General features: G+C 69.7%; 17 protein-coding genes. 10 read left to right on the top strand and 7 right to left on the bottom strand.

The window, feature by feature from the left end; all coding sequences use genetic code 11:
- The first annotated feature begins 9 nt into the window (after positions 1 to 9).
- From ACGFH6_RS16940 to ACGFH6_RS16925, 4 genes are all read left to right on the top strand, one after another.
- On the top strand, positions 10 to 525 hold the full coding sequence (locus ACGFH6_RS16940) for a copper chaperone PCu(A)C (RefSeq protein WP_393384585.1): 516 nt from the start codon (positions 10 to 12) through the stop codon (positions 523 to 525).
- Positions 526 to 698: 173 nt separating this feature from the next.
- Entirely contained in the window at positions 699 to 1,883 is a 1,185-nt protein-coding gene (locus tag ACGFH6_RS16935) for a Dyp-type peroxidase (protein ID WP_393384583.1), read from the top strand.
- Between the two features lie 56 nt (positions 1,884 to 1,939).
- On the top strand, positions 1,940 to 2,467 hold the full coding sequence (locus ACGFH6_RS16930) for a SigE family RNA polymerase sigma factor (protein WP_393384582.1): 528 nt from the start codon (positions 1,940 to 1,942) through the stop codon (positions 2,465 to 2,467).
- Entirely contained in the window at positions 2,464 to 3,264 is an 801-nt protein-coding gene (locus ACGFH6_RS16925) for a hypothetical protein (protein WP_393384581.1), read from the top strand. The genes ACGFH6_RS16930 and ACGFH6_RS16925 overlap by 4 nt, the downstream gene beginning before the upstream one ends.
- Before the next feature lie 55 nt (positions 3,265 to 3,319).
- Here ACGFH6_RS16925 and ACGFH6_RS16920 read toward each other — a convergent pair whose 3' ends face one another.
- The 5 genes from ACGFH6_RS16920 to ACGFH6_RS16900 form a co-directional block, all read right to left on the bottom strand.
- Positions 3,320 to 4,177 carry a hypothetical protein gene (locus ACGFH6_RS16920; protein WP_393384580.1) on the bottom strand — a complete coding sequence of 286 codons (858 nt, stop codon included), beginning with the start codon at positions 4,175 to 4,177 and terminating at the stop codon, positions 3,320 to 3,322.
- Between the two features lie 35 nt (positions 4,178 to 4,212).
- Positions 4,213 to 5,898, bottom strand: coding sequence for a Mur ligase family protein (locus ACGFH6_RS16915; protein WP_393384578.1), 1,686 nt, complete (start codon positions 5,896 to 5,898; stop codon positions 4,213 to 4,215).
- Entirely contained in the window at positions 5,898 to 6,674 is a 777-nt protein-coding gene (gene fabI / locus ACGFH6_RS16910) for an enoyl-ACP reductase FabI (RefSeq protein WP_393384577.1), read from the bottom strand. The genes ACGFH6_RS16915 and fabI overlap by 1 nt, the downstream gene beginning before the upstream one ends.
- Before the next feature lie 21 nt (positions 6,675 to 6,695).
- Positions 6,696 to 7,400: a 3-oxoacyl-[acyl-carrier-protein] reductase gene (gene fabG, locus ACGFH6_RS16905; protein WP_131352384.1), complete on the bottom strand. Its 705-nt coding sequence runs from the start codon at positions 7,398 to 7,400 to the stop codon at positions 6,696 to 6,698.
- Positions 7,401 to 7,497: 97 nt separating this feature from the next.
- Positions 7,498 to 7,710, bottom strand: coding sequence for a dodecin (locus tag ACGFH6_RS16900; RefSeq protein WP_131514251.1), 213 nt, complete (start codon positions 7,708 to 7,710; stop codon positions 7,498 to 7,500).
- A 73-nt stretch (positions 7,711 to 7,783) separates the two neighbouring features.
- Between ACGFH6_RS16900 and ACGFH6_RS16895 the strand changes: the two genes are divergently transcribed.
- Positions 7,784 to 8,143 (top strand): DUF3099 domain-containing protein, encoded by a 360-nt coding sequence (locus ACGFH6_RS16895; RefSeq protein ID WP_393384575.1) that lies wholly within the window; start codon positions 7,784 to 7,786, stop codon positions 8,141 to 8,143.
- 201 nt (positions 8,144 to 8,344) lie between these two features.
- Complete coding sequence (locus ACGFH6_RS16890; RefSeq protein WP_393384574.1) at positions 8,345 to 8,545, top strand: hypothetical protein; 201 nt, start codon at positions 8,345 to 8,347, stop codon at positions 8,543 to 8,545.
- 52 nt (positions 8,546 to 8,597) lie between these two features.
- On the opposite strand, the gene moaA is transcribed toward ACGFH6_RS16890, so the two are convergent.
- Positions 8,598 to 9,617: a GTP 3',8-cyclase MoaA gene (gene moaA / locus ACGFH6_RS16885; protein WP_393384572.1), complete on the bottom strand. Its 1,020-nt coding sequence runs from the start codon at positions 9,615 to 9,617 to the stop codon at positions 8,598 to 8,600.
- A gap of 69 nt (positions 9,618 to 9,686) precedes the next feature.
- On the opposite strand from moaA, the gene ACGFH6_RS16880 reads away from it, so the two are divergent.
- The 4 genes from ACGFH6_RS16880 (at position 9,687) to ACGFH6_RS16865 (ending at position 13,458) form a co-directional block, all read left to right on the top strand.
- Positions 9,687 to 10,481, top strand: coding sequence for an SURF1 family protein (locus tag ACGFH6_RS16880; RefSeq protein WP_393384570.1), 795 nt, complete (start codon positions 9,687 to 9,689; stop codon positions 10,479 to 10,481).
- Positions 10,393 to 12,252 (top strand): glycoside hydrolase family 15 protein, encoded by a 1,860-nt coding sequence (locus tag ACGFH6_RS16875; RefSeq protein ID WP_393384568.1) that lies wholly within the window; start codon positions 10,393 to 10,395, stop codon positions 12,250 to 12,252. The genes ACGFH6_RS16880 and ACGFH6_RS16875 overlap by 89 nt, the downstream gene beginning before the upstream one ends.
- Before the next feature lie 67 nt (positions 12,253 to 12,319).
- Complete coding sequence (locus ACGFH6_RS16870) at positions 12,320 to 13,084, top strand: SDR family oxidoreductase (protein WP_393384566.1); 765 nt, start codon at positions 12,320 to 12,322, stop codon at positions 13,082 to 13,084.
- A gap of 65 nt (positions 13,085 to 13,149) precedes the next feature.
- Positions 13,150 to 13,458 carry a hypothetical protein gene (locus tag ACGFH6_RS16865; protein WP_393384565.1) on the top strand — a complete coding sequence of 103 codons (309 nt, stop codon included), beginning with the start codon at positions 13,150 to 13,152 and terminating at the stop codon, positions 13,456 to 13,458.
- 13 nt (positions 13,459 to 13,471) lie between these two features.
- On the opposite strand, the gene ACGFH6_RS16860 is transcribed toward ACGFH6_RS16865, so the two are convergent.
- The gene (locus ACGFH6_RS16860; protein ID WP_393384563.1) at positions 13,472 to 14,566 is read right to left on the bottom strand and encodes a DNA polymerase domain-containing protein; all 1,095 of its coding nucleotides are present in this window, start codon (positions 14,564 to 14,566) and stop codon (positions 13,472 to 13,474) included.
- Positions 14,567 to 14,683 lie beyond the last annotated feature (117 nt).

The following is a 14,683-nucleotide window of genomic DNA, read 5'->3' as shown; positions in this document are numbered from 1 at the left end:
TCCGTGAAGATGAAGTTGCTGGCGGCCACTATGGCTGTCGCCCTCCCGGTGCTGCTGTCCTCCTGCGGATCGTCCGCTGCCACTCAGGAGGCGGCGGTGAGTACGCCGAGTGTGCTGGTCGAGGACGCCTGGGTACGTGCCACCACCGGTGCCAAGGACACCACGATGACGGCCGCCTTCATGTCGCTGACGAACCCGGGCACCACCGACATCAAGTTGACCTCGGCAACTTCCCCGGTGGCCGGCGTGGTTCAGCTGCATGAGATGGCGGCGAAGGACGGCAAGATGGTGATGCAGGAGAAGCCCGGCGGCATCACCGTGCCGGCCACCTCGCACACCCACCTCTCCCCCGGTGGCGACCACATCATGCTGATGGGCCTCAAGCAGCCCCTCGAACCTGGCGACGAACTCCCCCTCACCCTCACGTTCTCCGACCACACGAGCCACGACCTCACCATCCCGGTCAAGTCCTTCACCGAAGAAGAAGACCACTACCACCCCACCGAAACCCCACCCACCAAATGACCACCCCACCCCCACCCACCGACTCCACGTCCCCTACTCCACCAGCCGGCTCGGCATCCCCCACTCCCACACCCACCGGCTCGGCGTCCCCCACTCCACCAGCCGGCTCGGCATCCCCCTCTCCCCCGACGGGCCTGCCTGCATCTGCCATCCCTCCCGCATCCTCGTCGGAGGTGGGGAGGCGGGCGCACGGGCCGTCCAGGCGGCGGATGTTCGGCCTGGCCGGGGCCGCGGTTGCGGGTGCGGCTGTGGGTGGAGGTGTGGTTGCCTCGGGCAAGGACGAGATGGCTGTCGCGACTGGTCGGACGGTGGATCCGTACGGGGTGCATCAGCCGGGGATTGCGGCCGGCTCGCCTCGGCATGGGGAGTTGGTGGCGTTCACCCTGAGACCGGGCGTGGACAAGGCGGCGCTCGGACGGTTGATGCGCTTGTGGACCGACGACATTGTTGCCTTGGCCAACGGTCGGGCGGCACCTGGTGACACCGCGCCGGAGTTGGCGATCGGCAACGTCGCGCTGACGACGACGATTGGATTCGGGCCGCGGGTCTTCGAACTGACAGGCGAGAAACCGCACGGGCTGGACGATCTGCCGGTGATGAAGCACGACCGGCTCGAGCCCGCGTGGTCAGGCGGCGATCTGCTGATCATGGTGGGCGCCGACGATCCGGTCAGCGTCGTGCACGCCGTACGACGCCTGGTCGCGGACGCGAAGCCGTTCGCCACTCCCGCCTGGCGGCAGTCCGGGTTCTGGAACGGCACCGGCTCCGACGGCCGACCCGTCACCGGCCGCAACCTCTTCGGTCAGGTCGACGGCACCGGCAACCCGGCCGCCGGTACGCCGGAGTTCGACTCCACCGTGTGGCCGTCCGACGGTCCCGACTGGTTCCGCGGCGGTACGACGCTCGTCGTACGCCGGATCCGGATGAACCTCGACACGTGGGACGAACTGACCCGCTCGGAGCAAGAACGCGCCGTGGGCCGCAAGCTCTCCACCGGTGCACCGCTGACCGGCACGGCCGAGCACGACGAACTCGATCTGGAAGCCCGGGACGCCGACGGCCGCCTGGTCATCGCGCAGAACGCGCACGCCCGCCTCTCCCACCACTCCGAGAACGACGGCCGCCGGATCTTCCGCAAGGGCCTCAACTACGTCCAGGACACCGGACCGGCCCGCGAATCCGGCCTGATCTTCCTCAGTCACCAGGCCGACATCGCCGCCCAGTTCCTCCCACTCCTCCTCCGCCTGGACGCGGCCGACGCCCTCAACGAGTGGACCACCACCATCGGCTCGGCCGTCTTCGCGCTCCCACCCGGCTTCCAGCCCGGCACCTGGCTCGCCCAGAAACTCCTCGCCTGACCTGTCACCCTGCGACGCTGGCGACGGCGTTGAGAGGGGGTGAGGAGACGATGCCGATGAGAGTTCAACCGAATGACGACTTCGACGCGTTCGTCCGGGCGCGGTGGACGGCCACCGCGCGGCTGGCGTACGCGCTGACCCTGGACCACCAGGCGGCCGAGGACCTTGCGCAGGAGGCGTTCACCAAGCTCTGGTTCCACTGGCGCAAGGTGAGCGGGGGCAACCCGGAGGCGTACCTGCGGAAGATCGTCACCACCACGTTCCTGTCCGGCCGGCGCCGCCGCTGGATCGGCGAGCGGCCGACGGAGACACCGCCCGACACCGCGGTCGGCCCGGCCACAGCTCAGGTCGACGAGCGACTCGCACTCCGCCAGGCGATGGCCCAACTGAGCCCGCGGCAGCGCGCCGCTGTCTACCTGCGGTACGCCGAGGACCTCTCGGAACGCTCCGTCGCCGACCTCCTCGGTTGCTCGGTCGGAGCAGTCAAGCAGCACACCCGGCGCGGTCTCGACGCGCTCCGCACCGACCTTCATTTCGGCACACCTGACCAACTGGCCGACCTGGCCGGGAGGGGGATCGCATGACCGACGACCTGACCACGAAGCTCGCCGTACTGACCGACGACCGCCCTGAGCCGTCGGACCCCGCGGCTCCGATCCGGCTGCGGATCAAGCGCCGGCAACGCCGCCGGCGCGGCGCAGCCGCCGTCCTGACTGTCGCCGGCGTCACCGCCGCCGCCCTGGCGGCCGGCCCGCTGCTCGGCTCGCTGCGGCCGTCCGAGCCTGCCGTGGCCGGCTTCGGTGCGCCGCCGCCTGCCTCGATCCAGCCGACCACACCAGGGCAACCAAGCATGCTGCCCACGCCGGAGCAGCCAAGCACGAACCCGACCTCCACGGCCGGCGACCACACGAAGATCCTGCCGCCACCGTGGTCGGCGGAGCGGTTCACCAAGATGCCGGACGCGAACGCCTACCGGCCGCACGCGTACTACGTCGCCAAGGGCACCATCCCGACCGAGTCCTGGGCGGTCCTGGTCTACTCCCGCGAAGGCTGCCTGGTCACCGACGAGGGGCCGGCGGCCAGCTTCGGCCGGCCGCTCGTCTGCTTCGACCCACCGCTCAACGGCACGCACTGGGTGGTGCAGGGGCACGACAAGGAGAAAGGCAGCACGAAGATCGACGCCACCCTGGTGATGGGCTCGGCCCCGATCGGCGCCCGCAAGGTCCGCATCACCGCCGGCGGCAAGACCTACACCACCAACGCCGTCGCGACCCCGGCCACCGACACCCTCCGCTTCTTCGCCGTCGTCATCCCCCACCGCGACCTCAAGGTCACCAAGGTCAAGCCCGTCGACGCAGCCGGCCACCCGGTCACCCGCTGACCACCGCGGGGAGGAGCCACCGGCTCCTCCCCGTCCCTGGCCGGCGTGCCGTGGTTCAGGAGGCTGGTTCCCGGCGGCGGGCGAGGAGGCGACGGCGGGGTTCGTCGCGGTCGATCCAGTCGAGGTCGTCGGACAGGACGGCGTCGTTGGACCTGTCGGCGTACGGGTCCGGTGGTGGCGGAGGCGGCGGCAGGGCGCGGAGCTTGAGGACCACCATCGGGATCGCCAGGAGTACGGCGAGCACCAGCCAGACGCCGTACTCGCGCAGGACCGGTTCGAAGGACTGGAAGAACGCGTCGGTGGCCGCGTCGGCGGTGTCGTTGGCGGAATGTGCGGCCGGCGCCCGATCGACGACCCGGATCGCGTTCACGATGCCGAAGCAGGCCAGGTAGAAGCCCGCCAGCGGCACCCAGAAGTACGCGGATCGCCAGCCGCGCCGCCAGCAGGCGACGTACAGAACGAGCGCCAGGCCGACCGCCACAAGCAGGCCGTTCAGCTGCCACAGCCACCGCCACTCGTCCAACTGGTTCGCCGGCCGCACGGCGTACCACGCGATCGGCAGGGCGAGAGCGAAGGCGGCGACCACCGAGCTTCTGGCGCCCAGGGCACCGAACAGGCCACCGACAGCGCTTGCCACCAGCAACGTGGTCAACTGCGACCGATCCGACCAGTCGTTGCCCGTCAGCCACCACAGGCCGGCGCCGACAGCCACGACCAGCGGCACGGTGATGCGCACCCGCGTGACCAGCAACCCGGCCACCACGCCACCGGCGAACCCACCCAGCACCAGCAGATCCACCCGCGGCGGCACGAACATCGTCGTACCCTCCGGCAGACCCTTCAGGTACGTCGCGGAGAAGCCGGCCACGAACCAGGCGGCCACGGCGGCCGGGATCGACCACAGGTAGCGCATGACACCCCGTTCCCGCCCCAACCGCGGCGGAGGGGCTAGCGCTGGGCTCTCTCGACCTTGGCTCTCAAGGTCTCCGGTGTGTCGACGGTAGCCCCCTCGGACCGCAACCAGGCGTCAAGACTCGCCCGATCCTGCAGAGACATCACCGCGACCACATCCCCGGCCTCCGCCTCCGCGACCAGCGCCTGCGCCGCCTCCAGCTCGGTCGGGTACGCCGGTACGTCGTCCACACCGACCGACGCGGCGCCCTCGCGGAACACCGCCTCCAGCTCGGACGGCGGCCGGCCGCGCAGGTAGTCGCTCTTGTGCCCGATCATCACCCGGTCGGCCGCCCGGGCCCCGATGGCGCCGAGCGCGGCGACCATGTCGTCGGCCCGGTCCCCCGGCGAACCGAGCGCCAGCAGCAACCGTCCACCGGGCCGCCGGACGCCGTTCATGATCTCGAGCAGCGCCTCCAGGCCGGCCTCGTTGTGGGCGAGGTCGATCACGACGGTGAAGTCGCGCAGCGAGTACATGTTCATCCGGCCGGGGTTGTTCTCGTTCGGCGCGAACGTGCTCAGCCCCTCGATCACGGCCGCCCGCGGCAGCCCGAGGCCGAACGCCGCCGAGGCCGCGGCCAGCGCGTTCTCGACGTTGTAGTGCGACAGGCCCGACAGCGTCATCGGTACGTCGACGACCTTCAGCAGCGGCTCCGGATCCGCCGCCTGGTCGAGCACGGTGATGAACCCGTCCAGCACGGTGGTCGCCCGCCCGCCCTCATCGAGCACGGTCCGGATCGACGGCGAGTCGGGGTCGCGGGAGAACACCCAGCACTTGGCCGGCGAGCCGAGCCGCATCGCGAACGTTCGCGGGTCGTCGCCGTTCACCACGCACCAGCCACGCGGCTTGGTGATCTGGGTGATGACCGCCTTCACCTCGGCCAACTGGTCGACCGTGTCGATCCCGCCCAGGCCGAGGTGGTCCGCGGTCACGTTGGTGACGACCGAGACGTCGTTCGAGGCGACGCCGACCCCCCGACGCAGGATGCCGCCACGGGCCGTCTCGGTGACCGCGAGCTGGATGCTGGGCTGGGAGAGCACCTGACCGGCCCCGCTCGGCCCGGAGAAGTCGCCGTACTTGACCAGCTTGCCGTCGAAGTAGACGCCATCGGTGCTGGACCAACCGACGTGCAGACCGGCCGCACGGCCGATGTGCGCGATCATCCGCGAGGTCGTGGTCTTCCCGTTCGTCCCGGTCACCGCGACCACCGGCACCTTGGGCCGGATCGTCGGCGGCGGGTTGCCGGGCGGCTCGTTGCGGACGCGGTCGCCGACCATCGCGATCAGCTCGGTCAGATCCTCGGCGCCGAACGCGTCCAGCACCTCGACGATCGCGGCCCCGAGCGCCCGCGCCCGCTCCTCGTGCGCCCATGGAAACGCCACCACAAGCCGGCGTACGTCGGACTCCGCGCGGACCCGGACGCCGATCCGGCCGATCCCGGCCTCCCGCGCGATCCGTCGTACGACGTGACCCGCGACCCGGATCGCGAACCGCTGCCGGAACCCGGACCCGATCCGCCCGGGCCGGGTGGTCCCCAGACCAATGGCCTGCCCGTACGCCTTCGCGGCCGGGGCCGGGGCGTCGACGAGTGCGGACACGTCGAGCGTCAGCTTGATGGCGGCACGACTGAAGTAGAGGTTGGCGCCGTCGAGGACCCGGAGCTCAACCAACGATGTGGCCACTACGCTCCCATCGCGTGGTAACCGCCGTCGACGTGGATGATCTCGCCGGTGGTCGAGGGGAAGAAGTCACTCAGCAGGGCGACGATGGTCCGGCCGGTCGGCTCCAGATCGGTCGGGTCCCAGCCCAGCGGCGCACGGTCCAGCCACGGCTCCTCGAACTTCTCGAAGCCCGGGATCGCCTTCGCGGCCAGCGTCTTCAGCGGACCGGCCGAGACCAGGTTGCAGCGGATGCCCTGAGCGCCGAGGTCGCGAGCCAGGTACCGGCTCGTGGACTCGAGGGCCGCCTTGGCGACTCCCATCCAGTCGTACCCGGGCCAGGCGACGGTCGCGTCGAAGGTCATCCCGACCACGCTGCCGCCACGGCTCATCAGCGGCGCACACGTCACCGCGAGCGCCTTCAGCGAGTACGCCGAGACGTGTACCGCCTGGGACACGTCCTCCCACGGGCCGTCCAGGAACTTCCCACCGAGGATGGTCTCCGGGTTGCCGTACGCGATCGAGTGGACCACACCGTCAAGACCGTCGACGTGCTCGCGTACGGCGTCCGGCAGTGCGGCCAGGTGCTCGGCGTTGGTCACGTCGAGCTCGAGGACCGGCGGCTCCTGCGGCAGGCGTTTCGCGATGCGTCTGGTGATGCTGAGCGCCCGGCCGAAGTTGGAGATCAGCACCGTGGCGCCCTGCTCCTGCGCCACCTTGGCGGTCGCGAATCCGATCGACGAGTCGAGCGTGACGCCCGCGACCAGGATGCGTTTGCCGTCGAGGATGCCCACCGGCATGCCCTTTCTCGAAAATGAACGTTAGTTGCCCATGCCGATGCCGCCGTCGACCGGGATCACCGCACCGGTGATGTAGCCGGCCTCGGGCGAGGCGAGCCAGCGGACCGCGTTCGCGATCTCCTCGGTCAGGCCGAAGCGGCCGAGCGGGATCTGGCTCAGGTACTGCTTCTGCGTCTCCTCCGGCAGGACCGCGGTCATGTCGGTCTCGACGAAGCCGGGGGCGACCACGTTCGCGGTGATGCCGCGGCTGCCGAGTTCGCGGGCGATCGAGCGGGACATGCCGATCAGGCCCGACTTGCTGGCGGCGTAGTTCACCTGGCCGGGCGAACCGAGCATGCCGACGACCGAGGAGATGAACACGATCCGGCCCTTGCGCAGCCGCAGCATGCCCTTGGCCGCGCGGCGGGCGACCCGGAACGCGCCGGTGAGGTTGGTCTGGATGACGGTGTCCCAGTCGTCGTCGGACATCCGCAGCAGCAGCGTGTCGCGGGTGACGCCGGCGTTGGCCACCAGCACCTCGACCGGACCGTGGGCCTCCTGGATCGCGTCGAACGCCGCGTCCACCTGCTCCTGGTCGGTGATGTCGCACTTGACCCCGAGGAAGCCCTCCGGTGGCGCGCTGGTGTTGTACGTGACGGCGACCTGGTCGCCGGCCTCCCGGAACGCGGTAGCGATCGCCAGCCCGATCCCCCGGCTGCCGCCGGTCACCAACACAGACCTGCTCACAAGCCCTCCTCACTCGTCACCAGTCGCACGAACGCTATCGCCCGCCGTCCGCCCATCCGGACGGCGGGTACTCACCGGACTGCCGCCGTACTGCGAATCAGGAGTCTTCGAGGCGGAAGCCGACCTTGAGGCCAACCTGGTAGTGGTCGATCTCGTTGTCGATGATGTGGCCGCGGATCTCGGTCACCTCGAACCAGTCCAGGTGCCGCAGGGTGTCGCCGGCCCGGCTGATGGCGTTGGTGATGGCCTGGTTCAGGCCCTCTTTGGACGTGCCCACGATCTCGGTCACGCGGTAGGTGCGATCGGTCATCGAACGTTCCTTCCATCCTGCCTGCGCCCGGGCGGCCGGCGCGGCGTACCGTTGGTGTTGGTGAGGAGGATAGATGTCGAGACGTCGTGAACGGACCGGCGAAACCGTCATCTCGGTGACGAATGCACAGCCGGGCCGATCCGAGGATCTGGACAGCCGGATCGCTCGGTACGCCTGGATGATGTCGATTCGCATCGTCTGCTTCGTGCTCGCCGTGCTCACCCCGTCGCCGTGGCGCTGGATGTTCATCGTGGCGGCGGTGTTCCTGCCGTACATCGCCGTGGTGCTGGCGAACGCGCAGCGCTCCTCCACGGTGTCCGGTGCCGCGCCGTTCATCGCCCCTGAGCGGCCCGCGATCGGTTCGCATCCCGGCGTCGTCACGCAGCCGGATCCGGAGCCGGATCCGGACCGGCCGATCGACACCGAAAAGTGATCTGTGCCGGGACTGGAAACTCGGACAGGATCCGTGTCAGAATCTCCCGCGTGCTCTGAAGTTCATGAGTGGAATTCAGGGACTTGATGCGGCGTCGGACGGCTCCCCCCGTGGCTGTCCGACGTCGCTTCATTTTGCCCACACTTTTGATTATTGAGTGGTCAGGAACAATTGCCCGCGACCACCGGAATGGCTCTGACGATGACCGAAGAAGCACTCCCGTCCGTCTGCTCCGCCAAGGGATGTGGGCGGCCGGCCACGTGGGCGCTGCGGTGGAACAACCCGAAGATCCACACCCCGGAGCGGCGCAAGACCTGGCTCGCGTGCGACGAACACAAGGAGAGCCTGTCGGACTTCCTGGCCCGCAGGTCATTCCTGCGGGAGGTCGAGCCTTTCTCCTAAGTGTTAAGTCCGCACCGAAAAACTGCATTTCCGGATTGGGCCGGTATGACGGTCAGCCGCCGATCGCCGACATCGGGCGGGTGGGCTGCAGGAAGCTCGGGTCGTTGATGCCGTGGCCGGGCAGTTTGTTCCGCATCGCGCGCCGCCAGCGGTCCGCCAGTTCCTCGTCGTCGGCACCGCCGCGCAACGCCGACCGCAGGTCCGACTCGGTTCGGGCGAACAGGCAGTCGCGGACCTGACCGTCGGCCGTCAGCCGGACGCGGTCGCAGTCTCCACAGAACGGCCTGGTGACCGAGGCAATGATCCCGACGGTCTGCGGTCCGCCCCGAACTGTGAACGATTCCGCCGGAGCACTCCCCCGGGCCGCCGCGTCGGTCGGCTCCAGGTCGAACCGGTCCGACAACTGCTCGAGGATCTCGTCCGCGGTGACCATGGTGGCCCGGTTCCAGCCGTGCTGGGCGTCGAGCGGCATCTGCTCGATGAACCGCAGTTCGTAGCCGCGCTCGAGGCAGTACTCCAGCAACTGCGGCGCCTGCCGATCGTTCACGCCGCGCATGAGTACGGCGTTGACCTTGACCGGGGTCAGTCCGGCCGCCTGCGCCGCATCGAGTCCGGCCAGGACGTCCTTGAGCCTGTCCCGCCGGGCCAGCTGGACGAAGGTGCCCTGGTCGATCGTGTCGAGGCTCACATTCACCCGGTCCAGGCCGGCGTCCTTGAGCGCTTGAGCTTGCCGGGCAAGGCCGATCCCGTTGGTGGTCAGCGAGACCTCGGGTCGCGGCGTCAGGTCCGTCGTACGGGCGACGATGCCGACCAGGCCACGCCGCAGCAGTGGCTCGCCGCCGGTGAAGCGAATCTCCTGCACACCAAGGCGTGTCACGGCCACCGACACCAGCCGGACGACCTCGTCGTCGGTGAGCAGCTCGGGCTTGGCCAGCCAGTCCAGGCCTTCCTCGGGCATGCAGTACGAGCAGCGCAGGTTGCAGCGATCCGTGAGTGAGACGCGCAGGTCGGTGGCGACGCGGCCGAACCGGTCCGCCAGACCTAGCTGCATCACTTCCTCCGTTGCCGTCATCCCCCCAGCCTACGTGCCGGGGACAGGCCGTTTCAGGTGATGGCTTAAGTTCGAGATGTGGGTCGTCTCATGAATGTCCGCTGGATCGCCGCCGCGCTGGCGGTCCTGGTGCTCGCCGGCGTGTGCGTCGAGCTCGGTCGCTGGCAGTTGCACCGCCTGGACGACCGGAAGGCCCGCAACGAGGTGACGCGGGCCAATCTGGCCGCTCCGCCGGCGCCGATCGACCAGATCGTCGGCGCGCAGGGCCTGGTCGGCGACCAGCACGCCTGGCGAACGGCGGTCGTCACCGGCCGGTACGACGCCTCCAAGCAGATCGTGATGCGCTACCGCAATGTGGACGACCGTCCAGGCTTCGAGATCGTCACCCCGCTGGTCCTCTCGAACGGCAAGGCGGTGCTGGTCGACCGGGGCTTCCTCGCCCGCCAGGGCGCCGAGCTCGCGCCCAGCCACATCCCCGCCGTACCCACCGGCGAGGTGAGCATCACCGGCCGCCTGCGTCGCAGCGAGCGCGGCGGCAGCACCAACGGCGGCACGCCGGACGACGGTACGGCGCGGCTGATCAACGGACCGGACTTCGCCAAGGTCCTCGGCCTCAACCTGTACGACGGCTACCTCACCGTGGACAAGCAGGATCCGGCCAACGACCCCGACTTCGGCGCGTTCCCGGGTCCGGAGATCGACGACGGGCCACACTTCTTCTACGCGCTGCAGTGGTTCTTCTTCGCCCTGCTCGCGATCGGCGGACTGGTCTACTTCTCCCGACAGGACTCACGCGGTGACACCTCCTCCAGCGACGACGGGCCGGCAGCAGCCACAGCAGAAGAAGACAAGCCCGAAGAAGCTCGCGCCGGAGCGCCGGATTGAGGACTACGCACTGATCGGAGACCTCCAGACCGCCGCACTGGTGTCCCGGGAGGGCTCGATCGACTGGCTGTGCGTTCCGCGGTTCGACTCCCCTGCCTGCTTCGCCGCCCTGGTAGGTACCGACGACAACGGTCACTGGCGGCTCTCCCCGCGGGACGCCGACGCGACCAGCAGCCGCCACTACCGCGGTGACACGCTCGTGCTGGAGACCGAGTGGTCCACCGGCAGCGGTTCGGTCCGGGTGATCGACTTCATGCCGCCGCGGGACGCCGCCCCGGACGTCGTACGGATCGTGCAAGGCATCACCGGACGGGTCGCGATGCGGTCCGAGGCGCGCCTGCGCTTCGACTACGGGCACGTGGTCCCCTGGGTGCGGAGCATCGACGGTCAGGTCGTGGCGATCGCCGGCCCGGACGCGGTGTCGCTGCGGTCCGACGTTCACCAGTACGGCCGCGACTTCGCGACGTACGCCGACTTCGAGGTGTCGGCCGGCGACCAGGCCTGGTTCGTGCTCACCTGGCATCCGTCGCATGACGCCGTACCACATCCGATCGACGCACTCGACGCGCTGGAGCCGACGGAGTCGTTCTGGACCGAGTGGATCGGGCGCAGCACCGACGCCAACGGGACCAGCGAGGAGGTCACCCGGTCGCTGCTCACGCTGAAGGCACTGACCTACGCGCCGTCCGGCGGCATCGTCGCGGCGCCGACGACCTCGCTCCCCGAGGCGCTCGGCGGGTCGCGCAACTGGGACTACCGGTTCTGCTGGTTGCGGGACGCAACGATGACGTTGTCGGCGATGCTGCGGACCGGATACACCGAGGAGGCGCACGCGTGGCGGGACTGGCTGCTGCGCGCCATCGCCGGCGCACCCGCGGACCTGCAGATCATGTACGGCGTGACCGGTGAACGGCGGTTGCCGGAGTTCGAGGCGGAGTGGCTGCCCGGGTTCGCGTCCTCGGCGCCGGTGCGGATCGGGAACGCGGCCGCCGAACAACTGCAGATCGACGTGTTCGGCGAGGTGATGGACGTGCTCGCACTGGCCCGGGAGTCGCACATCGGGCCGAGCGACGACGCCTGGTCGATGCAGCGCGGGCTGATGCGCCACCTGACCGAGGTGTGGACCCAGCCGGACGAAGGGATCTGGGAGGTCCGCGGCGGCCGGCAGCACTTCACCTACTCCAAGGTGATGGCGTGGGTCGCCTTCGACCGCGCGGCGCGGGCGGTCGAGCGGTACGGGATGAGCGGGCCGGCCAGGCAGTGGCGGGCGACCGCGGACGAGATCCACCGGGAGGTGTGCGACAAGGCGTACGACCCCGACCGCAACACCTTCACCCAGGCGTACGGCAGCAAGGCGCTGGATGCCGCCGTACTGCTGATCCCGCAGGTCGGGTTCCTGCCGCCGGAGGATCCGCGGGTGGTGGGCACGGTCGAGACCGTGCGCCGGGAGCTGGCGCCGGACGGGTTCGTCCGCCGGTATCTCACCGAGCACACCGACGACGGGTTGGATGGTGACGAGGGTGCGTTCCTGATCTGCTCGTTCTGGCTGGCCGACTCGCTGGCGATGATCGGCCGGGTCGGCGAGGCGAGGACGCTGTACGAGAAGCTTGTTGCCCTGCGCAACGATGTGGGCCTGCTCGCGGAGGAGTACGACCCGGTCGCCGGGCGGATGCTCGGGAACTTCCCGCAGGCGTTCTCGCATCTCGGTCTGGTCAACACCGCCTGGCACCTGAACACCGCGGAGTCGCCGCTGCGCAGGTCGGCGTACTAGGGCCTGTGCTGGTTCTTGCCATCGGCCACGAACCGTCGAGGTGCGCGAAGGGTTGCGGTGAGGCAGGATGGTGGTCGTGGACCTCGGACTTCGCGACCGCACGTACATCGTCACCGGAGCCAGCGCCGGACTCGGCTTCGCCACCGCCAAAGCCCTCGCGGGTGAAGGTGCCCGGCTGGTGATCTCCAGCCGCAACGAGGAGTCGATCGCGCGGGCCGCGGCCGAACTCGGGGAGAACGTAGTCGGCATCCCGGTCGACAACGCCGACCCGGAGAGTGCCGAGCGGCTGGCCGCGACGGCGATCGCCAAGTGGGGCGAGTTGCACGGCGCCCTGGTCAGCGTCGGTGGCCCGCGGCCGGGGACGGCTCTCGACACCGACGAGGAGGACTGGCGGGCCGCGTTCGACAGCGTCTTCCTGGGTGGACTGCGGATCGCGCGGTCGGTTGCCCGGGCGGGATCCGAGGGTACGTCGATCGCCTTCGTACTGTCGTCGTCGGTGAAGTCACCGATCGCCGGGCTGGCGATCTCCAACGGGCTGCGTCCGGGGCTCGCGATGGTCGCCAAGACGCTCGCCGACGAGCTCGGACCGAACGGGATCCGGGTCAACGGCCTGATGCCGGGCCGGATCGCCACCGACCGGTTGAAGGAACTCGACGCCAAGGGCGGCGACCCCGAGGCCGCCCGCCGCGCCTCCGAGAAGACCATCCCGCTGCGCCGCTACGGCGACCCCGACGAGTTCGGCCGAGCCGCCGCGTTCATCCTCTCGCCCGCCGCCTCCTACATCACCGGCGCCATCATCCCCATCGACGGCGGAGCCCTCCGCACCATCTAGCGGGTGTAACGACCTGTTCCTCACCCCCGATGTCGCAGGCAAGGGCGGCGTGCGAGGGGGACGAGATGGAGAGCGCGGCAGAAGTGACGGTCTGGTTGTGGAGCGACCAGGCCAAGGACAGGTCAATGCTCGACAAGGCGGCGCAGGAGTTCACCTGGGACATTGCGCTCAGGCCGCCGTCCGAGGAAGCCGCGGTCTCGGCCCATGTCAGCTTCCCCCGCAGCTCGCTCGACGACGCCATCGATCAGCTCGTCATGCTGATCGCGGTGGCGAACGACGAGAGCCCCCGGCAGGTCCTCAAGGCCAGCCGTGACCGGATCCGCGGCAACGGCCGACGGCTCGGCAGCAGGCCGCGCCGGAAGCTCAGGAGCTGAGCACCGGCGGCTGTCAGCCCTGGGGCGCGATGCGGTTGCCTTCGTCGTCCCAGTGGTCGGCCACCTTCTTGCTCGGCTGCACCCGCGGCGGCTCCCCCGGCATCTTCGGGTAGTCCGGCGGGAAGTTCAGCTCTCCGCCCGGCAGTTCCTCCCACAGCCGCAGCAGCGGGTCGAGCGAGTACGCCGTGTCGTCCATGTCCGCCCACGGGTCACCATCAGTGAGGTACTCCGGGACCGTGTGCAGGTTGAACGCCCGCGGATCGTCGACCTCGGCCAGCCGCTCCCACGTCATCGGAGTGCTCACCGGCGCACCAGGCCGCGGCCGGAGCGACCACGCACCGGCGACCGTGCGGTCGCGCAGGTTCTGGTTGAAGTCGAGGAAGACCGCCGCGTCGCCGCGCTCCTCCTTCCACCAGGCGGTGGTCACACCGTCGTCGCGGCGCTCCAGCTCCCGCCCGAGGCCGATCGCCGCGTGCCGGACCTCGTCGAACGACCACTCCGGCTGGATCCGCACGTAGATGTGGATCCCGCGGTTGCCGCTGCTCTTCGGATACCCGCGAAGACCCAGCTCCTCGAGCAACTCACGGGCGACGCCGGCTACCCGCCGGGCGTCGGCGAAGGTCGCGCCCGGCTGCGGGTCGAGGTCGATCCGCAATTCGTCCGGATGGTCGAGATCGCCCTTGCGCACCGCCCACGGGTGGAAGGTCAGGGTGCCCATCTGGGCCGCCCAGACCGCGGCCCCGATCTCCGTCAGGCACAGCTCGTCGATCGGGCGGTCGTTCGGCGTCAGCACCCTGCAGGTCTCGAGCCAGTCCGGGGCGCCCTTCGGCAGCCGCTTGGAGTAGAAGCCGTCGCCGGTCTGCCGGCCGGTCGCGTCCACGGACAGCGTCATCCCCTCGCGCCAGCCGCCGGGCCAGCGCTCCAGCGCGACCGGACGGTCGCCCGACGCGTGCATGAACGCGGCACCGACGCCGACGAAGTACTCACAGACCTGGAGCTTGGTGACCTCCGGGGCCCACTCGGTCGCCTCGTAGACGACGCGCTCCGGGCTGGAGACGCGGACTTCCCGGTCCCCCGCGGGGAGCATCACCGCTGTGGTCTTCGCCATGGCGTGACGGTATCGCCCGGAACCGACCAAACCGGCGGCAGAACGGCGGAAAGGCAACTTTTCTCCACCTCTGGCCACGCCAGGTGACCGAGCGGTAACGTTCCAGCACCTCGTTCC

It is taken from the genome of Kribbella sp. NPDC049227 (assembly GCF_043197265.1).
GTDB lineage: Bacteria > Actinomycetota > Actinomycetes > Propionibacteriales > Kribbellaceae > Kribbella.
The sequence above is the reverse complement of the archived record's forward strand: the minus strand, read 5'-3'. Positions and strand labels throughout refer to the sequence as shown.